We start from the raw sequence: 21497 nt of genomic DNA, 5'->3' as shown, positions 1-21497 counted from the left end.
GGAGGTTCACATGAAACAGCGACTGTTTGCCGCCGCCGCCCTGCTGGCCGCCGGCATGGCCTGCGCGGCCGACAAGCCCGTGCGCTTCATCCTCGTCGGCGATTCGACGATGGCGTCGAACAGCGGCTATGGCGACGCGTTCTGCGCGCGCGTCAACCGCGCCAACACGTGCATCAACCTGGCCAAGGGCGGCCGCAGCTCGGGCAGCTTCCGGGCCGAGGGCCGCTGGGACGAAGTGCAGGGCCTGTTGAAAGGCAGCGCCGCCTACCGCGCCACGTATGTGCTGATCCAGTTCGGCCATAACGACCAGCCGGGCAAGCCTGGCCGCTCGACGGACCTGAAGACGGAATTCCCCGTCAACATGGCCCGCTACGTGGACGAGGTGAAGGCGCTTGGCGGCGTGCCCGTGCTGGTGACGCCGCTGACCCGGCGCAGCTTCAAGAACGGCGTGCTGGAAAACACGCTGGTGCCGTGGGCGGATGTGATCCGCGCCACCGCGAAGGACAAGCACGTGCCCCTGCTGGACCTGAACGCGGACAGCTATGCCGCCGTGCAGGCGATGGGCGAAGCGGAGGCCGATACGCTGGCCGTGGCGCCCAAGCCGCCGGCCGCGCCGGCGCCCGTTGCCGGCGCCGCCGTCGAGCCGCAGGGCGCCGCCAAGAGCGCGTTCGACTACACCCACGTCGGCACCAAGGGCGCGAAGTATTTCGCGACGATGGTCGAGCGCGAACTGAAGGCCGCCGTCCCGCAGGTTGCCGGCGAATTCAAGCCGGAGGGCGAATGATGCGGGCGGCGCTGGGCGCGGCATTGCTGCTGCTGATGGGTGTCGCGCACGCCCAGCGCCCCCAGCTGACGCCTGAACAGGCCAAGCGCTACACGATCGCCGAAGTGCTCGCGACCACCGGCCAGGCCGGCGCGGAAAGGCGGGAACCGTGGGACCCGCTGGCCGATCCGCTGGCACGCGGCGTGGCGTTCAAGGCCGACTACGTCGTCGATGCGGCGGGGCGCGCCGACGGCGTGAAGAGTTTCGTCAGCGTGCAGCAGGCCGTCAACCGCGCCGTCGTCGATGCGGCCGCCCAGCCGCGCGGCGGGCGCCAGTACATCCTCGTCAAGCCGGGCACTTACCGCGAGCTGGTGTACGTGCCCGCGTCGAACCGCCCGATCACGCTGTACGGCGAAGGCGCCAGCGCGGCGGACACGGTGATCTCCGCCGGGCTGGACGCCGCCGTGCCGGTAGCCGAATACCTCAAGCAGTACGGCGCCCAGTTCGCCCGTGTGGCGCCGGCGATCATGGAGATGCACGCGCAGATCGCGGCGCGTGCGCCGACGATCTCGACGAGCGGTTCGATGACGCTGTGGACCCGCAACAACGGCTTCCAGGCACGCAACCTGACGATCGAGAACGCCTACAACAAGGCCACCGGCAATGCCCGTGACGAATGTAGTGAACGCGGTGGCGAACGCGATTGCGCGAACGTGCCGAAGGTGTCGCACCAGGCCGTCGCGCTGCTCGTCGAAGGGGCCGACAAGGCGCAGTTCGAGAACGTGCGGCTGATCGGCTTCCAGGACACGCTGTACCTGAAGTCCGCCGCGACGCGGGTCACGGCGCGCAGCTTCTTCCACAAGTCGTACATCGAGGGCGACGTCGACTTCATCTTCGGCGATACGACGGCGTACTTCTACCGCAGCGAAGTGAAGTCGCTGGGCGACCGCACGATGTCGTACGTGGGCGCGCCGAACACGAACTGGCGCACGAAATACGGCTTCGTGTTCAACGACGTCGACTTCAAGCATGACGGCTCGGCCAACGCCCGCGCCGGCAAGTTCAACCTGGCGCGCCAGTGGTTCCACAACTCGCGCTGCAGCCCGTATGCGCCGGTGGCCGTGGACGGCTATGCCTGCGTGCTCGGCACCGAGAGCGTCTACCACGCGCCGAAAGGCACGATCACGCCGACGGTGCTGGAGACGGTCGGCAAGATGGTCGTGCTCAATTCGCGCATCGGCGCGCACATCGACAAGGAGCGGCCGTGGTCGGACTGGAACCGGCCCGGCACGCTGGCTTACCGGCCGGCGCAGTTCACGTCGAACGATTACCTGGACAACCTGAAGAAGGCGGGCATCGACCCCGCCCGCGACCTGGGCTACGGGAAGCGGCCCACGCCAGCGGACATCTACCTGGCGGAATTCAACAACGAACAGCAGTAGGAGACAGTATGAACGTCATGAAGGTCAACGAGAAGCGCCGCGCGCTGATGAAGGCACTGCCGGCGTCCAGCCTGGTGTTGGCCGGCGGCGCCCACGCGGCGATCGCCGAGGACCCGTGGGGCCGCGCCAAGGAAATCGCCGACCGCCTCGCGAAACCGCTGAAGTTCCGCGCCCAGGATTACCCGATCACCAAGTTCGGCGCAGCCACTTGCAAGCTGGTGCAGGTGAAGGCATGGGTGTCGCATGACGACCAGGAGATAGTCGGCACGCAGGCACCGGGCGCGCACGATTGCTATCCCGCGATCAAGGCCGCGATCGAAGCGGCGCACAAGGCCGGCGGCGGAAGGGTCGTGATCCCGGCCGGGAACTGGTACGTGGCCGGGCCGATCGTGCTGCTGTCGAATGTGCACGTCCACCTGAAGAAGGGCGCCAACGTGCTGTTCTCGAACAACCCGGCCGACTATGCGAAGTACGGCGAGTTCGATTGCGGGGCCAACGGCAAGCTGGTGATTTCGCGCTGGCAGAGCAACGACTGCCTGAACTTCGCATCGATGGTGTATGCGTACGGCGCCGACAATATCGCGCTGACGGGCGAGGACTGGACCAGCGTGCTCAATGGTCAGGGCGGTGTGCCGTTCGATGGGAAAGGCGGCGATTGCTGGTGGACGTGGAAGGGCCGGAACCGCACGATCAATCCGGCGTCGCAAGCCAACACGCCTGGCTACAAGGAAGGCAAGGTCACGCAGCGCGACCCGAACCCCGTCAACCCGAAGTCGCTCAAGGACGTGGCGCCGCAGCTGACGGAAGAAGAGCGCCTGCTGATCCAGGGCGACGGCGAACGGTGGCGCGCCGATGAACAATACTTGCCGGCGCTGTCCGAGGCCGGCGTGCCGCTGGCCAGGCGCGTGTTCGGCCTGGGCCACTACCTGCGTCCGCCGATGATCCAGCTGATCGGCTGCACCAATGTGCTGCTGGAGGGCTATCACGTGCAGCACACGCCATTCTGGCAGCACCACCCGGTCCATTGCCGCAACCTGGCGATCCGCAACGTACACTGCAACAGCAAGGGCCCGAACAGCGACGGTTTCGACCCGGAAGCGTGCGACATGGTGCTGGTCGAAGGCTGCACGTTCGATACCGGTGACGACTGCATCGCGATCAAGGCGGGCAAGGACCTCGACACGCAATACGGCCCGTCGCAGAACATCGTGATCCAGAAGTGCATCATGCAGAGCGGCCACGGCGCCGTCACGCTGGGCAGCGAGATGGCCGGCGGCATCCAGAACGTGTACGCGCAGGACCTCGTGTTCGAGAACATCCACTGGGCCACCGATCCGCTGAACACGGCGATCCGACTGAAGACGAACATGAACCGCGGCGGCTACCTGCGCAACTTCTACGTGCGCAACGTGAAGATCCCGAACGGCGTGCAGACCAGCCCCTCGTTCTATGCCTCGCTGCCCGGCTCGCCGATCGCGTCGCGCACGGTGGCCACGGCGGCCGGCGCCGTCGTCACGTTCGACTGCGACTACACGCCGACGGCCGACACGGTGCGCACCCGGCCGCCGATGGTGTCGAACGTGCAGATCTCGAACGTCACCGTCGGCGACGTCGACGTGAAGCAGGGGCCGAAGAAAGGGCAGAAGGCGTCGTGCTTCCAGGCGATCGTCATCCTGGGCCCGGTCGCTTCCGACTACAACGGCGCGCAGCCGATGCCGCCCGTGTTCCCCGTCACGGGCGTGACGATCAGCGACTGCGACTTCGGCACGCCCGTCAACAGCGAGCAGCCGTGGTACCTGTATAACGTGAAGGGACTGCAGCTGAACCGCGTGAAGATCGGCGGCAAGGAGTACAACACGACGTTGTCGGCTTAACCTTAAAGGGCCACGGTAAGTGTTTACCCAACGGCCGAACCCTAGGGTCAGACCCGTCGGGTCTGACCCTGGCATCTGGCTGGGGTTTGTGCGCACGCCGCTGGCCCGCACATGGTAATGTTCCCTCAACGAACCACACGATGGAGCGCACGATGGAACACACTTACCAGGAAGCGGCGCCGTCGCGCGCCGACATCGATGCCTTGAGCGGCCCCGCGCTGCTGGAGTTCGGCACGAACTGGTGCGGCTACTGCCGCGCCGCCCAGCCGCTGCTGGCCGAGGCGTATGCGGAGCATCCGGACATCCGGCACTTCAAGGTCGAGGACGGGCCCGGTCGCTTGCTGGGCCGGTCCTTCCGTGTCAAACTGTGGCCGACCATGATCTTCCTGCAAGACGGGAAGGAAGTGGCGCGCGTGGTGCGTCCTGCCAACGCAGGCGAGATCCGCGACGCATTCGCCAAGATCGTCGCCACACCCGGCTGACCGGCCGAGCGCCCGATAAAACCCCCATGGCGGCGTTGCATCGCCTTGCCGTACTAAAGTACTGCCTGCGACGATGCGCCTTGCCCTGAGGGTTTTCTCAGGCGCTCGTAATGATCCATTCAACGCCACTTCCGGAGTATGCATGCATGAGCCTCACCCAGGGGCCGGACGAGTCAACTCGCCCGGCACCGTGCTGTTCGCGAGCCTGATCGGTACGACGATCGAGTTCTTCGACTTCTACATCTACGCGACAGCGGCCGTCCTCGTCTTCCCCAAACTGTTCTTCCCGGCCGGCGATCCCACCGCCGCCACCTTGCAATCGCTGGCCACGTTCGCCATCGCGTTCTTCGCGCGCCCCGTCGGCTCGGCCGTGTTCGGCCACTTCGGCGACCGCATCGGCCGCAAGGCCACGCTCGTGGCGGCGCTGTTGACGATGGGCCTGTCCACCGTCTTGATCGGCCTGTTGCCCACCTATGCGTCGATCGGCGCCGTCGCGCCGCTGCTGCTGGCGCTGTGCCGCTTCGGCCAGGGCCTGGGCCTGGGCGGCGAGTGGGGCGGCGCCGTGCTGCTCGCCACCGAGAACGCACCGCCCGGCAAACGCGCCTGGTACGGCATGTTCCCGCAGCTGGGCGCGCCGATCGGCTTTTTCCTCAGCGGCGGGATCTTCCTGCTGCTGTCCGAACTGCAGACGGACGAGCAGTTCTTCCAGTGGGGCTGGCGCGTGCCGTTCCTGGCCAGCGCCGTGCTGGTGCTGGTCGGCCTGTACGTGCGCCTGAAGATCACCGAGACGCCCGACTTCCAGAAGGTGCTCGACAAGGGCGAGCGCGTCAAGGTGCCGGCGATGACGGTGCTGACCGAGCACACGCGCATGCTGGTGCTGGGCACGCTGATGGCGATGGCCACATTCGTTCTGTTCTACCTGATGACGGTGTTCGCGCTGAACTGGGGCGTTTCCGCGCTGGGCTTCTCGCGCCAGCAGATGCTCGTGCTGCAGCTGATCGCCGTCGTGTTCTTCGGCCTGACGATTCCCGTGGCGGCCGTGCTGGCGGATCGCCACGGCCGGCGCCGCACGCTGATCTGGGTCTCGGCGGCGATCGCCATGTTCGGCCTCGTGCTGGGGCCGTTCTTCGGCTCGTCCAGCGCCGTGCAGGTGACGCTGTTCCTGTGCCTGGGCCTCGCGCTGATGGGCATGACGTATGGGCCGTTGGGCACGATCCTGTCCGAGCTGTTCCCGGCCGCCGTGCGCTACACGGGCGCATCGCTGACGTTCAACCTGGCCGGCATCCTCGGCGCTTCGCTGGCGCCGTATGCGGCCACGAAGCTGGCCACGACGTATGGTTTGCAGTACGTCGGCTACTACCTGTCGGTGGCGGCGCTGCTGAGCCTTGCCGCGCTGGTGCTGGCCAAGCGCTGACCGGGTCTCCCTTTCAGCAGAGGGCATGCGCCCCGTCCTGGGGATGACGGGGCGCGGCAGGTGCGTATGATGGAACCATCCATCGCCTACCCGCCAAGACCATGCTGATCCTCATCAACGGCCGCTTTCACACGGCCGACAAATCGAACCCCGCCGCCACCGCCGTCGCGATCGCCGACGGCAAATTCCTTGCTGTCGGCGATGAAGCCCACGTGATGCGCCACCGCACGCCGGACGCCCAGGTAATCGACCTGAACGGCCGCACCGTGGTTCCCGGCCTGAACGACTCACACCTGCACCTGATCCGCGGCGGCCTCAATTACAACCTCGAGCTGCGCTGGGAAGGCGTGCCGTCGCTGGCCGATGCGCTGCGCATGCTGAAGGAGCAGGCGCTGCGCACGCCCAGCCCGCAATGGGTCCGCGTCGTCGGGGGTTGGACCGAGTTCCAGTTCGCCGAGCGGCGCATGCCGACGCTGGACGAGATCAATGCCGCCGCACCGGATACGCCCGTGTTCGTGCTGCACCTGTACGATCGCGCGCTGCTGAACCGGGCCGCGTTGCGCGCCGTCGGCTACGACAAGGACACGCCGGCGCCGCCCGGCGGCGAGATCCAGCGCGATGCGCACGGCAACCCGACCGGCATGCTGATCGCGCGGCCCAATGCGATGATCCTGTACGCGACCTTGGCGAAGGGCCCGAAGCTGCCGCTGGACCAGCAGGTCAACAGCACGCGCCACTTCATGCGCGAACTGAACCGCCTGGGCCTGACGAGCGCGATCGACGCGGGCGGCGGCTTCCAGAACTACCCGGAGGACTACCAGGTGGTGCATCGCCTGGCGGAAGAAGACCAGCTGACGATCCGCATTGCCTACAACCTGTTCACGCAGAACAAGGGCAGCGAGCTGCGCGACTTCCAGCAGTGGACGGAGATCGTCAAGCCTGGCGACGGCACCGACTGGTATCGCCACAACGGCGCCGGCGAGATGCTGGTGTTCTCGGCGGCGGACTTCGAAGATTTTCTCGAGCCGCGCCCGGACCTGCCGCCCGAGATGGAGGCACAGCTGGAACAGGTGGTGCGCCACCTGGTGCAGCACCGCTGGCCGTTCCGGCTGCATGCAACCTATGACGAATCGATCTCGCGCATGCTTGACGTGTTCGAGAAGGTCAACCGCGAGATCCCGTTCGACGGCCTGCACTGGCTGTTCGACCATGCGGAAACGATCAGCCCACGGAACATCGAGCGCGTGAAGGCGCTGGGTGGCGGCATCGCGATCCAGCACCGGATGGCGTTCCAGGGCGAGTACTTCGTCGAACGCTACGGTGCGGCCGCGGCGGCGCACACGCCGCCGATCAAGCGGATGCTGGAGAGCGGCGTGCCGGTCGGTGCCGGCACCGACGCGACCCGCGTGGCCAGCTACAACCCGTGGACGGCGCTGTACTGGCTCGTGTCCGGCCGCACCGTCGGCGGGCTGCGCCTGTATGACGCCGGCGCCAAACTGGATCGGCACACGGCGATCGAATTGTGGACGGCGGGCAGCGCATGGTTCTCGAACGAGCAGGGCAAGAAAGGCCGCATCCAGGAAGGCATGCTGGCCGACCTGGCCGTGCTGTCGGCCGACTTCTTCAGCGTGGACGAAGAGGCGATCAAGGCGATCGAATCGGTGCTGACGGTCGTCGGCGGCAAGATCGTCTTTGGCCAGGCGGAGTTCGACAAGCTCGGCCCGCCGCCATTGCCCGTGCTGCCCGAATGGTCGCCCGTGGCGAAAGTGCCGGGCCACTATCGCGCCGCGGCACCGAAAGCCGCGGCGATGCTGCCGCACCAGTGCGCCGGTGCCTGCGCGGTGCACAAGCATGCGCATGATGTGGCGCGCAAGTCCACGGTGCCCGTGTCGGACTACGCCGGCTTCTGGGGCGCGTTCGGCTGCAGCTGTTTTGCATTCTGATGAGCGTTCCGACGATGAACTGGCTGAAGATCGTTGCGGGCCTCGTGCTATCGTTCGCTGTGGGCTACGCGTGCCGCAAGTTCGGCATCCCGGCCGCATCGCCACCGGTGCTGTCCGGCGCGCTGCTGGTGTTCATGATGAGCAGCGGCTACTGGCTCGTCGACCGCTACGTGGCCCGCCGCGCGGCGCGCAACAAGCGCCATTGCGGCGGCCACGCGATCGTGCCCGACTCGAAGCAGGCCGGAGGTGGTCGATGAGCGCGCTCGTGGCGGGCGCGGTGCTGGGGCTCGTGATCGGCGCGATCTGCCGTGCCTGCGATATTCCATCGCCGGCGCCGCCAACGCCGATCGGCGCGCTGCTGGTGGTGGCGATGACTGCGGGCTACGTGCTCGCGGGATGACCGGCACTTCATTGCATATTGGAAGCAAGCAATGAATGTTTGACTACTAATTTCTGAAACAATAAGATTGCGGCTCAACAATAACGAGCCGCCATCATGCTGCATACCCTCCACTTCGAACCCTCCACCTCCACGATCAAGTCGGTCAGTACCGCTGGCACGCCGGTCAACATCGAAATCACCAACCACACGGCGGGCACGCTGAAGCTGTTCTGGATCGACAGCAGCGGCAACACCAAGGACTACGGCGACGTGGACCCAGGTGAAACGCAGCGGCAGGGAACCAATAGCGCCCATGCATGGGAACTGCGCAAGGCGGACGGCACGGTCGTCACGAAGTTCATGGCGTCGTATGCGGGGGAGATCACCGTGTCCGCCGCGAACGAACTTACGTTCGAAGACCACACGGAGCGGGTGATCAGGACGCCGGACGGCGACTGGTCCACGGCACAAGGCTACGGCATGGTCAACTACGCGGCCTCGCTGGGCATCGCCGACACGGCGCCGGCGCTGCCGATGAGCGGGCAGACGAACAACCTCGCGCTGAATCTCGTCGGGGCGCCGTCCGCGTGGGCGGCGGGGTACACGGGCAAGGGTGTCAAGATCGCCGTGATCGACAGCGGCATCGCGCAACACACCGAAATCAGTGGCCGCATCGTCGGCGGCTACGACTTCTATGACGGCGATACCGATCCGACTCCGGCGGACGGCAGGTACGAAGATCACGGGTTGTCCATCGCCGGCGCGCTGGTGGGCAGCCATGCGGCACACGGCGGACCCGACACGATGGGCGTGGCGCCGGACGCGACGCTGCTCAACATCCGCGTCGGCTCGACGGCAGGCGGCCCGACGAGCGCCATCGTCCAAGGTATTCGTTACGCGGTCGACCAAGGCGCGAAAGTCATCTCGCTCTCGATGGGGAACGACCGCGCGAAGGCCGATCCCGGGTTCGCGGAGGCGGTGCATTACGCGTTCGAGCACAACGTCGTACTCGTCAATTCGGGCGGCAACGACCTTGCGTACGGCCCGTTGGGCCACGGCCTGACGGGGGCGGCAACCGGTGAAATGCTCCTGGTCGGGAATTACGACCTGATCTCGGGCAGCCCCTTCACCTCGTCCAACCAGCCCGGCACCGCGCCGTTCCCGTGGGTGATGGCCGGGTCCAGCGGCTACCTCCCCAACAGCGATGGCGGCTACAGCAGCCATGACGACGGCGGCACGTCGTACGCGACGCCTTACGTGTCGGGCCTTGCCGCGTTGCTGTTCCAGCAGAACCCGAACGCGACGGCCACCGAGATCATCGACAAGATCATTGCCGGCGCCAGCATCGGTGCGAACGCGGCGACCGGGGCGACGGCGGCGCCGCTCACCGGTTCCGCCGCTGCCGACCGCTTCCGCTCCACGGAGGTGAACGACAGTTTCGACGGCGGCGCCGGCGTCGACAGCGTCGCGTACGCGGGCAAGCATGGCGACTACACGATCACGCGCAACGGCAACGGCTGGATCGTCACGGACGACACGGGGGCGGACGGCAGCGACTTGCTGGCGAACGTCGAGCGCCTGACGTTCGCGGACAGCCATGTCGCGCTGGACATCGACGGCACCGCGGGGCAGGTGTATCGCCTGTACCAGGCCGCCTTCAACCGCGTGCCCGACCTGCCGGGCCTGGGCGCCTGGATCGAATCGATGGATCGCGGCCTCAACCTGGAAGGAGTGGCGAACGGCTTTCTGCATTCGCCCGAGTTCGCGCAGCGCTATGGTGCGCAGCCGACCAATGCGGCGCTGGTGAACGGCATGTACCAGAACGTGCTGCACCGCGCACCGGACGCCGGCGGACAGGCGCACTGGATGAACCTTCTGGAAACCCACACGATCGACGCGGCGGGGCTCCTGATCGGTTTTTCCGAAAGTGCCGAAAACAAGGCGGCACTGATCGGCGTGATCGGCGCCGGCATCGAATACACGCCGGTCGCCTGAGCGGGATTTTCACCCGCCGGCCGCCTGCTGCGGCGGCATGAGCTGCGCGACGATCCGTTCGCGGTTGTTCCTGACGAACGTGCGGAACGCCGGTTCCTTGACGGCCAGCCGCACGAGGCCGGGCAGCAGCTCGTAACAGATGCCGGCCAGTGTGTCGATCGCCTGCTCGTTTTGCAGCGCGGCGACGGTCCACTGGCCGGCCTTGCCATCCATCTTGCGCAGGATGTCTTCACGGTGCTCGCCGATCAGGCGGCATACGGGTTGCATCAGATCGCTCATCGTTCGCTCCTCCGTTGAAAACCACAGTCTGCCGTGCCGCGGCGGCGGACTGATGAGCGCGCGCAACAGTTGCCGCAAGCCATTGCGATTGCGCAACTTGCGACAGCACGCCCGCCAATACAGTCGAACTTGCGACATCACGGAGGCGATCATGAGAGGCAAGGGAGCGTTGGTGCTGCTGTTGTTCGCGGGCGGCGCCCTGGTCTATGCGGCCGGCCACCAGCGGCGCGAGACGGCGCAGGCGCGGCACCTGGAGTCGGACAGCGGGCCGCGCCTGGTCAAGATCGCCGCGCATCGGGACGACGCGTTCGCGTGGATCGGCGCGTTGCCGGCGAGCTTTTCCGAAGAGATGCTGGCGCGCCGGCTGGACGGCGTGTTGACGCGCATGATGCGCGACGTGCCGGCGGAGCAGGACACCGACGCGTTCGTCTGCAAGCGGCCCGCGGAAGTCGGGCCGGTGCCGATGCTGGAAGCCGTTGACGCGTACCTGCGCGCGTTGCCGGATAGCCGCACCGATCCTGTACTGCTGCGTAACCTGCATCGCGCGGCGCAGCGCGGCAACTGGCTGGCGAAGGTGCAGGTCTACCTGCTGCTCAGCGAACGCCCGGCCCCCGACGATGCCAGCGCCTACCGCACGCTGAAGCTGATGGAGTGGATGCAGGAAGAGCGGATCGGCGCGCTGTACGCGGCGGTGGGCGACGTGCTGGCCGCATCCAAGTACCGCGACGAGCGGGGCGGCGGCCGCCTGAGCCGCCTCGACATCTACGCCGCGATGCATCATCACTATCCGTCGCAGTTCAAGGTTGGACGTGAACTGGTGCGCGCCGGCGATCCGCGCCAGGCCGCGATCGGGCGGCGCATGCTGGACTGCGCGGCCGGTGCGTTGCCGGCGTATCGGGCGCTGTATGGGGAGGCGGTGGCGCTGCGCCAGTAGCGGTTGTCCGGGGCGGCTATACTGCCGCATTGCCCGTTCACCACATATCGCCATGCGCCAGCTCGAAACAGACCTGATCCTGCGCTTCCACACGGCGCTGCACGCACAGTTCAGCCGGCGGCAAGGCGGCACGCTGGCCGGCACGGCGCTCGGCGGCCAGGACCGGGCCTTGGCGGACTACCTGCTCGCGGCCAACGCGCGCTTCGCGCTGATCGAGTTCAAGGCGGCCGCAGCGGCGATCGCCACCGAAGACGACAAGCCGCTGCGCCACCGGCTGTGCCGCGCGCTGGGCACATGCCGGCAAAGCGCCGCGCTGGCGCGCGACATCCACTACCTCGCATGGGGTTCGCACGCGGAGCGCAACGTGCCGGGCTTCGGCATGCAGACGGTGGAGGACATCGTCGTGACGCCGTATGCGGGCAAGGTCTGTCCACTGCTGGACGAGGCCTATCCGGCGCCGGCGCAGACCGAGGAGCCGTCCGAGCGGTTCATCCGGCGCTTCCTCGGCAGCCGCACGGCGGGCGGCAGCGCGCGGCGCTTCAAGGCTTACCTGGAGCTGCTGTACGGGATCGCGGGCGGCTGCACCGCCAGCGAACTGAAACGCTTCGAGGGCTTCGTGTACGTGTATGTGGCCGGCGCCGTGCTGCACGAGGTGCGGTTCCACGGCCTGGACCATCTGCTGGAACTGACGCTGGGGCGCAGTCCGGAGCGGGCGCCGGAACGTTTGACGGAACGCGAGCCCGAGCGGAAACAGACGCGCGAACGGGACGGGCCCGAGCTGTCGATGTAAGCGGGCTATTGCGTGGGGGCCGCGTCCTTGCGCAACCGCGCTTCTTCGCGCTGGCGCAGCGTATTGAGCATCGCCAGTTCCTTCTTCGACGCGTTCTCCATCATCCGGCCCAGCAGCACGCCCTGCGTGCGCAAGTACTGGTCCTGTTCCGTCGTGGGGTTGTGCAGCAGCCGGTACGTACCCCAAGCACCGATTGCCACGCCGCACACGGCGACGACGGCGCAGACGATGGCCCACGCCCGCGTGAACGCGGCGGCGCTGCGCAGGTCACCGATGATGCCATCGACCTCCCCGGCGGCGGTGCCGAGGCGATCCACGAGCCGGCCACTGGCTTGTTCCGCCTGCGCCGTCAGGCTCGCGGCGGCGTTGCGTCCGGCGCTGTCGGCAACGTCCTTAGCGGCGTCGAGCCGCTCGGCCAGTTCCGTGCTGCGCTGCGCGAACCGCTCCGCCAGTTCCGTCATCTGCTGGAACATGCGCGCGTTCGACCGGTTCAGCGTCTTGGCATCCTTCACGTCCGCCGCGAGGCGATCGATCTCGTCGGTCAGCCGCTCGCCATGGTCGAAGAACGATTCGTACAGTTCTTCCCAGGTTTCGGTTGCCGCTTGCGCTTGCGTCATTGCGGTCTCCTTTCGCTATTTCGTCAGCCTAGCGCAACGGCGCGCCGAGCGCCACCGGTCGTGTCCATTGACAAGAACCAATAGCTAGCGCCCATGGACCGGCAACAATGACAGACCTCGTGCCGTGCTGGCACATCTTCGACGGGAGAACTCTATGCAGAAATCGATGCTCGCAGCCGCTATTGCACTCGCCATCTTCGGCCAGGCAGCACAAGCTGTGCCGGCGGACCAGTTGTCGCCGGAAGAACTGGCCAGCCTGTCTTGGCTCGGACCGCTACCGGATGAAGTCGACCAGCGGGCGATCGAGGCATTCTTCGACGGCTTGAACGGCGAGCTTCCGGAGAATCCGGAGGAGGCGGTCGAGCAATTCCGGTGCCGGCTTCCGGCCGAGCTGGGCCCTGTACCGATGATGGACGCGGTGATTCGTTTTGCCCAAGACGCTGAAGCTGCACGAGAGGATGAAGTGCTGCGTCGCGGGGTTTTCACGGCCGCGGCTCAGGGCAATTGGATGGCCCGTAGCCTCGTCTTCGAGTTGGTGATGCGAAGCACGAAAACCGGGCCCGTAGAGCGGCGGGCTGCGCAGCTGATGGCCTACGCGCAGCGCAACAAGGTCGGCTCGGCCTACGTGTTCTGGGCAACGGCACTGGCGGCTGGTTACGGCGGCAGCGCCAGATTCGATCACCGCAAGGGACTCCCCGTATATGCCGCTCTGCATGGCAGCTACGCGGCCCAACGCGGCGTGGGCGAGTCACTCATTGCGACCCGGCAGAGCAACCTGATGCGGATCGGGGAGAACATGGTCCGCTGCGCCGAGACGGCGTTGCCCGGGTCGAAGTCCAGCACGGTCGATGCGGTCGGCCCGGATATGAAAAAAGCCGCCCATCTCGCGACGGGCGGCTTTTCCGGTACTGGTGGTGATAGGTGGACTTGAACCACCGACCCTAGCATTATGAATGCTATGCTCTAACCAACTGAGCTATATCACCGCAAACTGTGCTGGCTGATCCGTGGATCGGCCTTGAAACAAAATGACCTGATCCGTCGCCGGTCAGGCCATTGGGGAATTCTGTGGTGGTGATAGGTGGACTTGAACCACCGACCCTAGCATTATGAATGCTATGCTCTAACCAACTGAGCTATATCACCGCAACGGCAAGCATTATGCCGCCTGGCATGTGCGGTGTCAAGGACGCCGCGGTTTTTTGCCGGCTCTGGTCAATCCATCAATATACATCAAGCGGGCAGCCGGGCAAGGATTTGCGCGGTCGCGTCCGGCGCCAGGCAATCGATGACGATCCGCTCCGGCATCGCGCGCAGCCACGTCAGCTGGCGCTTGGCGAGCTGGCGCGTGGCGATGATGCCGGTCTCGCGCATCGTCTTGTAATCGATGTAGCCGTCCAGGTATTCCCACGCCTGCCGGTAACCGACGCAGCGCATCGACGCAAGCCCCGGATGCAGGTCGCCGCGCCGGCGCAGCGTTGCCACTTCGTCGATCAGCGCATCGTCTTCCAGCATGATGTCGAAGCGCCGCGCGATCCGCTCGTGCAGCACGGCGCGATCGTTGGGTTCGAGCGCGAACGACATCAGTTCGAACGGCAGCGGTTCCGGTTCCCGCTGCGCGAGCAGCGCGGACATCGGCTTGCCGGACAGCCGGATGATTTCCAGCGCGCGCTGGATACGCTGCGCGTCGTTCGGCTTCAGGCGCGCGGCCGTTTCCGGATCGAGCGTGGCCAGCCGCGCATGCAGCGCCGGCCAGCCCACTTGCGCCGCTTCGTCTTCCAGCTCCTGGCGCAGCGCGGGATCGGCGCCGGGCAGGTCGTCCAGGCCGTCCACCAGGCCTTTGAAGTACAGCATCGTGCCGCCGACCAGCAACGGCAGCTTGCCGCGCGCGACGATCTCGTCGACGAGCCGCAGCGTATCGGTACGGAACTGCGCCACCGAATACGCGTCGAGCGGGTCGAGGATGTCGATCAGGTGATGGGGCACGGCGGCACGCTCGGCGCGCGTGGGCTTGGCCGTGCCGATGTCCATGCCGCGGTAGACGAGGGCGGAATCGACGGAGATGATCTCGCTGGGGATGCGCTCGGCGATCGCCAGCGCGGCGGCTGTCTTGCCCGACGCGGTCGGGCCCATGATCGCGACCGCGAGCGGGCGCTGGGTGGTACGCTTCATCGGGATTACTGGCCTCGCAGGAAGAGCTTGTCCAGCGCGCCGATCTCGACCTGCACCCACGTCGGGCGGCCGTGGTTGCACTGGTCCGCGCGCTCCGTGCTTTCCATCTGGCGCAGCAGCGCGTTCATCTCGGGCTGCGTCAGGATGCGGTTCGCGCGCACGGCCGTGTGGCAGGCGAGGGTGCCGAGCAGTTCGTTGCGGCGCTCGATCAGCACGCGCGAGCCGCCGAATTCGCGCACGTCGCGCAGCACGTCGCGCGCCAGCGTCTGCGCGTCGGCGTTCTTCAGCAGGGCCGGCACGGCGCGCACCGCCAGCGTCGTCGGCGACAGCACGGCGATGTCGAAGCCCAGCGTGTGCAAGGTATCGCCATGCTCCTGCACGGTGCCCACTTCGACCGGGTCGGCGTAGAACGTCACGGGAATCAGCAGCGACTGCACCTGCATGTCGGTGCCGGCGATCTGCGCATCGAGCGCGTTCTTCAGCTGTTCGTACAGGATGCGCTCGTGCGCGGCGTGCATGTCCACCAGCACCAGGCCCTTGCTGTTCTGCGCCAGGATGTAGATGCCGTGCAGCTGGGCCAGCGCGAAGCCGAGCGGGAATTCCTCGTGCGCCAGCGCGGCGGGCGACGCGGTGTACGTGGTCGGCTGCGGCATCGCGAACGGCGCCGTCCCTTGGGCCGCGCTGTCGGCCGCACGGGGCTCGCCGTCCTGGAACAGGGCGCCGTAGCGCGCGGTGTCCTGCGCGACGCCGCCGCCGTCGCGTGCCCCGAACGGGGAGGGCGAGAACGTCGGCGTGTACGACGGGTTCAGGATCGAGCCGAACGACGCCTGCTGCTGCGGCCTCCAGGTCGGGCCGCCGCCCAGCGTGTCGGCGGCGGGCAGCGGCGAAGGCACGCTGCCGTGCGCGGTGGCCGATGTCTGCGCCAGCGCGCGCTGCACCGCGTGGAATACGAACTGGTGCACGGCGCGGCTGTCGCGGAAGCGTACTTCGATCTTCGACGGGTGCACGTTCACGTCCACCAGCGCCGGGTCCAGCTCCAGCGCCAGCACATAAGACGGGAAGCGGTCGCCATGCAGCACGTCCTCGTAGGCCGCGCGCACGGCGTGCACCAGCAGCTTGTCGCGCACGAAGCGGCCGTTGACGTAGAAGTACTGGCAATCGGCGCGCGCCTTCGATGCGGTCGGCAGGCCGGCATAGCCGGAGAGGCGCAGCACGCCGGACCCTTCGTCGATCGCCAGGCGCGCTTCCGCGAACGACTCGCCGAGGATCTGCGCGCTGCGCTTGGCCATGTCGCTGGCCATCCAGTGATCGACCGTGCGGCCGTTGTGCGTCAGCGTGAACGTCACGTCCGGCCGCGCCAGCGCGATGCGGCGCACGACCTCGGCGCAGTGGCCGAATTCGGTCTGCTCGGACTTCAGGAATTTGCGGCGGGCCGGCGTGTTGTAGTACAGGTCCTGCGCATTGACAGTGGTGCCCGGCGCCCCGGACGACGGCACCACCGTGCCCAGGTGCGAGCCTTCCAGTTCCCACGCATGGGCCGCGTCGGCCGTGCGCGACGTCAGCGTGACGACGGCGACCGAGGCGATCGACGCGAGTGCCTCGCCGCGAAAGCCCAGCGTGTTCACGTTCTCCAGGTCGTCCAGCGATGCGATCTTCGACGTGGCGTGGCGTGCCAGCGCCAGCGGCATCTGGTCCGGCGGGATGCCGCGGCCGTTGTCGGTGATGCAAATGCGCTTGACGCCGCCTTCCTCGAGCCGGATCGTGACCTGCGTGGCGCCCGCGTCCAGCGCGTTCTCCAGCAATTCCTTGACGACGGCCGAGGGCCGCTCGACGACCTCGCCGGCGGCGATCTGGGAGATGAGCTGATCGGGCAGAGCCCGGATCGGGCGGGGAGGATTCGGCGCGTTCATGGTGGCCGACATTATAACGGAGTGGCCAGGCCGGCCGCGGCCTGGATGGCTTTCGTCCCGCAGGTGTTCTGTGGACGAGCCGGTGTCACTGGTGCCTGGCAGCCGTGGCATGCCACGGCGGACACAGGCTCAGCTATTGGGAGGCTGCGAACCCTGCTGGCGCACGGGAATCGGTACGTTGCACAGGTCGACATGTCCGGCGGCGACCTTCGTCCACGGCCCGCCGCGGTTGCGCTGCGCCTCGGCCACCGCCTTGAAGCTGGCCGAGTCGGTGCGCATCACTTCGAGGTGCGCGCGCTGGTCTTCCGGCACGTCGGCGGCCAGCTTCACGGTGCGGATCGGCACCATCTGTTCGGGCTTGTCGTAAAAGCCCATGGCGCCGGCGCCGCGCGGCATCGTCGACAGCAGCGGCATGCCGTCCACGACGCGGCCGACGACGGTGATGTTGCGATCGAGCTGGCGCGGCGCCTGGCCGATCACGGCATACAGCGCGCCGCCATTGCCGCTGCCGGCATCGACGTCGCGCGCCACGCCGACCATGCCGTAGCAGTGCGTCAGCCAGGCGCGCCCCGTCCTGGGATCGCGCGCGGCCGGGAAGCCGTTCGAGTGGCCGACCTGCGGCGCATAGCCGTCGCGATCGGGCAGGGGCACGAAGTCCTTGTCGCTCTTCAGAGGGATCGTGAATTCGGCGGGCAACTTGGGCTTGGCCGTCTTCACGGCGCGCGGCGTCTGCTCGTCCGGGTCGCCCCACTGCACGACGAAGTTGTCCTGCGCGCGCAGGATAGCCAGGCCGTCGAAATACCCTTCGCGCACCAGCGCGCGGATGTTGGCCACGTGCGCCGGTGCGTACGCGGGCGCGAGCTCGATGACGACGCGCCCGGCCGGCAGCTCCAGGTACAGCGTGCTGGCCGGGTCCAGCGCGCGCCATTCGGCCGGCCTGGAAGCCTTGATGACGTCGGCGACCGACGGTTTCGGCGGCAGCTCCGCGGCCAGGGCAGGCAACAATGGCACGAACGGCACGAATGGCAGGAACAGGCACAGCGAAGTCCAGCGCTTCATCGGTCTCCTCGTCGGTTGGCAGAGTGGTGGAACGATTGTAAACTGCAACATGGACGAATTGGAAACTGTGTTGCCGGAATAAGTCGGCGCGGCATACGTCCTGGTGTATGATTCCCGCCGCAACCTTTTGGGACATTTATGGAATTCGTTCAACTGCTGGACATGCTGCTCCACGTCGACAAGGCGCTGGACACGCTGATCGCCCAGTACGGCACGCTGGTCTACGCGATCCTGTTCTTCATCATCTTCGCCGAGACGGGCCTCGTGGTGCTGTTCTTCTTCCCCGGCGATACCCTGCTGTTCATTGCCGGCGCCCTGTGCGCCACGGGCCAGATGCACCTGGGCCTGCTGATCTTCCTGCTCGTGACGGCGGCGGTCCTGGGCAACACGACCAATTACTGGATCGGCGAAGCGATCGGGCAGCGCGTGTTCACGCACGACTACCGCTGGATCAACAAGGACGCGCTGCGCCGCACCCACGACTTCTTCGAACGCCATGGCGGCAAGACGATCATCCTGGCCCGCTTCGTGCCGGTGGTGCGCACGTTCGCACCGTTCGTGGCCGGCGTGTCGGACATGACGTTCGGGCGCTTCCAGTTCTATAACGTCACCGGCGCGCTGGCCTGGGTCGTGTCGCTGTGCGTGGCCGGTTACTTCTTCGGCAACATCCCCATCGTGCGCGACCACCTGACGACGATCGTGCTGTTCGGCGTGGCCGTCGCCGTCGTGCCCGTCGCGCTGGGCGGGCTGTGGAAGATGAGCCGGCGCATGTTCGGCCGCTGATTCCTCACAGGAAAAAAAGCCCTCAAGTTTTTCCGTACGGCATCCGTTAATCGGGACAAGTCATCGATTTTGTCCTCTGTCTCTGTCTCGATTAACATGCGCAAGCTGATCGTCATTACCGTATGCTGGCTGGCCCTCGGCCAGGCTGGTGCGAGCGACGCCCCGTCGATCGCCGGCGTTCGTCCTTCGTCGCCCGCGCGCGAGGATGCGATGGGCATCGGCGATGCGAAGGCGAAGAGCGCCAAGCCTTCCAGGAAACTCAGTGCCCGTGAGCAGGAAGAGCAGGCCGAGGCGGAGCTGTCCGCCAAGATCGCCGCCCGCCTCGCCGAGATGAAGGCCAACCAGGCCGCCCGTATGGCCGCTGCCGCCAAGGCAAGGAAGGAAGCCCAGGCCAAGGCCGCGAAGGCCGCCTACATCGCCTCGCTGCCGCCACCGCCGGCCAACGGCACGTTCTGGACCTATGAAGGCGAGTTCGGCCCCGCCAACTGGAGCAAGATCAACGCCGCCTGGAACAAGTGCAACGGCGGCACCCGCCAGTCGCCGATCGACATCCGCGACGGCATCAAGGTCGAACTGGAGCAGATCGCGTTCGACTACCGTCCTTCCGGCTTCTCCGTCACCGACAACGGCCACACCGTGCAGGTGCAGCTGGGCGGCGGCAATTACCTGTCCGTGGCAGGCCGCACCTACGAGCTGCAGCAGCTGCACTTCCACCGCCCCGCCGAGGAGCGCGTCAACGGCAAGAGCTACGAAATGGGCATCCACCTGGTGCACAAGGACGTCGAGGGCCACACCGCGATCCTCGCGCTGATGCTGCAACGGGGCCGCCCGCAGCCGGCCGTGCAGACCGTCTGGAACAACCTGCCGCTGGAAAAGAAGGACACGTTCACGCCGTCGATCGTGTTCGACCCGAACGACCTGCTGCCGGAGCGGCGCGACTACTACACGTACATGGGCTCGCTGTCGGAACCGCCGTGCACGGAAGGCGTACTGTGGCTGGTGATGAAGGAACCGCTGCAGGCGTCGCCCGAGCAGCTGGCGCTGTTCTCGCGGCTGTACCCGCTGAACGCCCGGCCGGTACAGGCCAGCTCGGGTCGGATGATCAAGGAGTCGCAATAGTGGAGCAGGGTTGATTGGCTGAGCCCGTGTCCTGCTGGGGTCAGACCCGGACACCGGACACGGCCTCGACAGTTGCAGTGCTGAGTCCGTGTCCTGTCGGGGTCTGACCCCAGAAGGAGAAAAGTGGACACGAACTCGGCAGTAAAGGTTTCCAAGTGGGGGAAAGTTAGGGCGCAGCGATGCGCCCTTTTTTTGTGCGTCAGAACCGCACGTGGAACATGCTTTTCGCGATCAGCACGATCAGCACGACGTGACAGAACACCGACAGGTGCAGCAGGCGCGAGCGCCGCGCCGTGAAGCGGCCGCGCAGGCGCCAGTATTGCGATGTCAGGAAGTGGCCGAATACGCTCGCCGCCAGCGCGATCTTCGTCCACAACAGCAGCGCAAATGGGCTGCCGGCCGGCTGGGCCAGCGCTGCGCGATGGTAGTAGGCCAGGCCGATGCCGGCGCCGAACAGCGCGACGAGCACGAACGGCATGATGCGCTGCGCGCGCAGGCCGATCGCGCGTTCGACGGCGCGCATCGCGTCCGGCGGCACCTCCTTGTGCGCCGGATGCAGGATCAGCACTTCAAAGAAGACGGTGCCGGCGAACATCAGCGCGGCGAACAGGTGGATGGCCACGAGGACCGGGTAGCTGAGCGCTTCCATCGCTTTGCTTTCGTGATTGGTGTCAGCGCCAGCATCGCCCGGCGGGCGCCGTCGGCTCAATGACCCATATCAAGCGATTGCGACGGGGCCCGTCAGGGCGCGGCGGTGATCGTGTGCACGCCCGTCCACATGGCACCCGCGGCCAGCGGCTGCTTGTCGACGCGGGCCGGTTCGATGCACACGAAATGGGGCCACTCGTCGTCTTTCAGGTCGGTCAGCTTCGCCGCCGCCTCGGCGCCCGGATTCCATACGACGAATTCCGAGTAGCCTTGCTGGTGCAGCGCCAGCGTGCCGCTGCCGGGATGCAGCGTCAGCGCGGCCGGGGCAGGGTAGATGTTGTCCAGCGGCGGGCCGAAGTGCAGCGGCGACGCGCCGGGCAGGCCGTCGAGCACCGTGCGGCCGAAGTCGTCGACGAGGAAGTACGTGTGCAGCGCGCACGCGAAGTCGAACGCGGTGTCGCCCGTGTTGTCGACGGTGAAGCGCATCTCCAGCGCGTCCGGCCGCAGCGTGAAGCGCAAGGTCAGCGCGAACGCATGCGGCCAGGCTTGTGCCAGCGCGGGCAGCACGTCGTCCTGCGTCAGCGCGAACTCGGCCCACGCGCTGGTCGCGTCGCCGCCATGGTCGGCCAGGCGCCAGTGCGACAGCCGCGCGATGCCGTGGCGCTGGCCCGTGCCGCGCGTGGAGAACTGGGGGAAGATCACCGGCACGCCGCCGCGGATGGCGGCGCTGCCGTCGCGCGGCGACGCCTCGCTCATGAACAGCCGCTCGCGCCCGTCCGCCGTCTTCCACGATGCCAGGTGGGCGCCGTACAGCGCGATCGATGCGGTGGCGCCGTCGGGCGCGGTGATCCTCACGGCCGGCAGCTGGCCGAACGTCTCCATGTGCATGCG

The 21497-nt window shown here is 67.0% G+C and carries 21 protein-coding genes and 2 tRNA genes; 14 read left to right on the top strand and 9 right to left on the bottom strand.

Annotated elements, in window-relative coordinates; translation table 11 throughout:
• The first annotated feature begins 10 nt into the window (after window positions 1-10).
• The 9 genes from IP92_RS09575 (at window position 11) to IP92_RS09535 (ending at window position 10295) form a co-directional block, all read left to right on the top strand.
• Complete coding sequence (locus tag IP92_RS09575) at window positions 11-784, top strand: rhamnogalacturonan acetylesterase (protein ID WP_145874320.1); 774 nt, start codon at window positions 11-13, stop codon at window positions 782-784.
• The gene (locus IP92_RS09570; RefSeq protein ID WP_145874319.1) at window positions 781-2205 is read left to right on the top strand and encodes a pectinesterase family protein; all 1425 of its coding nucleotides are present in this window, start codon (window positions 781-783) and stop codon (window positions 2203-2205) included. Before IP92_RS09575 ends, IP92_RS09570 begins: the two co-directional genes overlap by 4 nt.
• Before the next feature lie 17 nt (window positions 2206-2222).
• The gene (locus IP92_RS09565; protein WP_371860921.1) at window positions 2223-4079 is read left to right on the top strand and encodes a glycoside hydrolase family 28 protein; all 1857 of its coding nucleotides are present in this window, start codon (window positions 2223-2225) and stop codon (window positions 4077-4079) included.
• A gap of 152 nt (window positions 4080-4231) precedes the next feature.
• Complete coding sequence (locus IP92_RS09560) at window positions 4232-4561, top strand: thioredoxin family protein (RefSeq protein ID WP_145874317.1); 330 nt, start codon at window positions 4232-4234, stop codon at window positions 4559-4561.
• Between the two features lie 142 nt (window positions 4562-4703).
• Entirely contained in the window at window positions 4704-5975 is a 1272-nt protein-coding gene (locus tag IP92_RS09555) for an MFS transporter (RefSeq protein ID WP_145874316.1), read from the top strand.
• A 101-nt stretch (window positions 5976-6076) separates the two neighbouring features.
• On the top strand, window positions 6077-7918 hold the full coding sequence (locus IP92_RS09550) for an amidohydrolase (protein ID WP_145874315.1): 1842 nt from the start codon (window positions 6077-6079) through the stop codon (window positions 7916-7918).
• On the top strand, window positions 7918-8175 hold the full coding sequence (locus IP92_RS09545; protein WP_229418707.1) for a DUF1427 family protein: 258 nt from the start codon (window positions 7918-7920) through the stop codon (window positions 8173-8175). The genes IP92_RS09550 and IP92_RS09545 overlap by 1 nt, the downstream gene beginning before the upstream one ends.
• Window positions 8172-8318 carry a XapX domain-containing protein gene (locus tag IP92_RS09540; RefSeq protein WP_145874314.1) on the top strand — a complete coding sequence of 49 codons (147 nt, stop codon included), beginning with the start codon at window positions 8172-8174 and terminating at the stop codon, window positions 8316-8318. The genes IP92_RS09545 and IP92_RS09540 overlap by 4 nt, the downstream gene beginning before the upstream one ends.
• A gap of 96 nt (window positions 8319-8414) precedes the next feature.
• Window positions 8415-10295 carry a S8 family serine peptidase gene (locus tag IP92_RS09535; protein ID WP_145874313.1) on the top strand — a complete coding sequence of 627 codons (1881 nt, stop codon included), beginning with the start codon at window positions 8415-8417 and terminating at the stop codon, window positions 10293-10295.
• Between the two features lie 9 nt (window positions 10296-10304).
• Here IP92_RS09535 and IP92_RS09530 read toward each other — a convergent pair whose 3' ends face one another.
• A complete protein-coding gene (locus tag IP92_RS09530) occupies window positions 10305-10574 on the bottom strand; it encodes a hypothetical protein (RefSeq protein WP_145874312.1) in 270 nt (89 codons plus the stop codon).
• A 151-nt stretch (window positions 10575-10725) separates the two neighbouring features.
• Here IP92_RS09530 and IP92_RS09525 point away from each other — a divergent pair, with 151 nt between their 5' ends.
• Window positions 10726-11508, top strand: coding sequence for a hypothetical protein (locus tag IP92_RS09525; protein ID WP_145874311.1), 783 nt, complete (start codon window positions 10726-10728; stop codon window positions 11506-11508).
• 52 nt (window positions 11509-11560) lie between these two features.
• A complete protein-coding gene (locus IP92_RS09520) occupies window positions 11561-12298 on the top strand; it encodes a hypothetical protein (protein WP_145874310.1) in 738 nt (245 codons plus the stop codon).
• 5 nt (window positions 12299-12303) lie between these two features.
• Here the strand turns inward: IP92_RS09520 and IP92_RS09515 are convergent, their stop codons facing one another.
• Entirely contained in the window at window positions 12304-12915 is a 612-nt protein-coding gene (locus IP92_RS09515) for a hypothetical protein (protein WP_145874309.1), read from the bottom strand.
• 154 nt (window positions 12916-13069) lie between these two features.
• Here IP92_RS09515 and IP92_RS09510 point away from each other — a divergent pair, with 154 nt between their 5' ends.
• Window positions 13070-13846 carry a hypothetical protein gene (locus IP92_RS09510; protein ID WP_145874308.1) on the top strand — a complete coding sequence of 259 codons (777 nt, stop codon included), beginning with the start codon at window positions 13070-13072 and terminating at the stop codon, window positions 13844-13846.
• On the opposite strand, the gene IP92_RS09505 is transcribed toward IP92_RS09510, so the two are convergent.
• From IP92_RS09505 to IP92_RS09485, 5 genes are all read right to left on the bottom strand, one after another.
• Window positions 13825-13901 (bottom strand) — tRNA-Met (locus IP92_RS09505). The genes IP92_RS09510 and IP92_RS09505 overlap by 22 nt on opposite strands.
• 83 nt (window positions 13902-13984) lie before the next feature.
• Window positions 13985-14061, bottom strand: a tRNA-Met gene (locus tag IP92_RS09500).
• A gap of 87 nt (window positions 14062-14148) precedes the next feature.
• Window positions 14149-15087 (bottom strand): tRNA (adenosine(37)-N6)-dimethylallyltransferase MiaA, encoded by a 939-nt coding sequence (gene miaA / locus IP92_RS09495; RefSeq protein ID WP_145874307.1) that lies wholly within the window; start codon window positions 15085-15087, stop codon window positions 14149-14151.
• A 5-nt stretch (window positions 15088-15092) separates the two neighbouring features.
• The gene (gene mutL / locus IP92_RS09490; RefSeq protein ID WP_145874306.1) at window positions 15093-16997 is read right to left on the bottom strand and encodes a DNA mismatch repair endonuclease MutL; all 1905 of its coding nucleotides are present in this window, start codon (window positions 16995-16997) and stop codon (window positions 15093-15095) included.
• A gap of 129 nt (window positions 16998-17126) precedes the next feature.
• The gene (locus IP92_RS09485) at window positions 17127-18056 is read right to left on the bottom strand and encodes a peptidylprolyl isomerase (protein WP_145874305.1); all 930 of its coding nucleotides are present in this window, start codon (window positions 18054-18056) and stop codon (window positions 17127-17129) included.
• A 138-nt stretch (window positions 18057-18194) separates the two neighbouring features.
• Between IP92_RS09485 and IP92_RS09480 the strand changes: the two genes are divergently transcribed.
• Both IP92_RS09480 and IP92_RS09475 read left to right on the top strand, forming a co-directional pair.
• Entirely contained in the window at window positions 18195-18839 is a 645-nt protein-coding gene (locus IP92_RS09480) for a VTT domain-containing protein (protein ID WP_145874304.1), read from the top strand.
• Between the two features lie 96 nt (window positions 18840-18935).
• Window positions 18936-19958 (top strand): carbonic anhydrase, encoded by a 1023-nt coding sequence (locus IP92_RS09475; RefSeq protein WP_145874303.1) that lies wholly within the window; start codon window positions 18936-18938, stop codon window positions 19956-19958.
• A gap of 199 nt (window positions 19959-20157) precedes the next feature.
• Here the strand turns inward: IP92_RS09475 and IP92_RS09470 are convergent, their stop codons facing one another.
• Window positions 20158-20607 carry a CopD family copper resistance protein gene (locus tag IP92_RS09470; RefSeq protein ID WP_145874302.1) on the bottom strand — a complete coding sequence of 150 codons (450 nt, stop codon included), beginning with the start codon at window positions 20605-20607 and terminating at the stop codon, window positions 20158-20160.
• A 92-nt stretch (window positions 20608-20699) separates the two neighbouring features.
• A complete protein-coding gene (locus tag IP92_RS09465; RefSeq protein ID WP_145874301.1) occupies window positions 20700-21494 on the bottom strand; it encodes a D-hexose-6-phosphate mutarotase in 795 nt (264 codons plus the stop codon).
• Between the last annotated feature and the right edge of the window lie 3 nt (window positions 21495-21497).

It is taken from the genome of Pseudoduganella flava (assembly GCF_007830495.1).
In the GTDB taxonomy this organism is placed as follows: Bacteria; Pseudomonadota; Gammaproteobacteria; order Burkholderiales; family Burkholderiaceae_D; genus Rugamonas; species Rugamonas flava.
The sequence above is the reverse complement of the archived record's forward strand: the minus strand, read 5'-3'. Positions and strand labels throughout refer to the sequence as shown.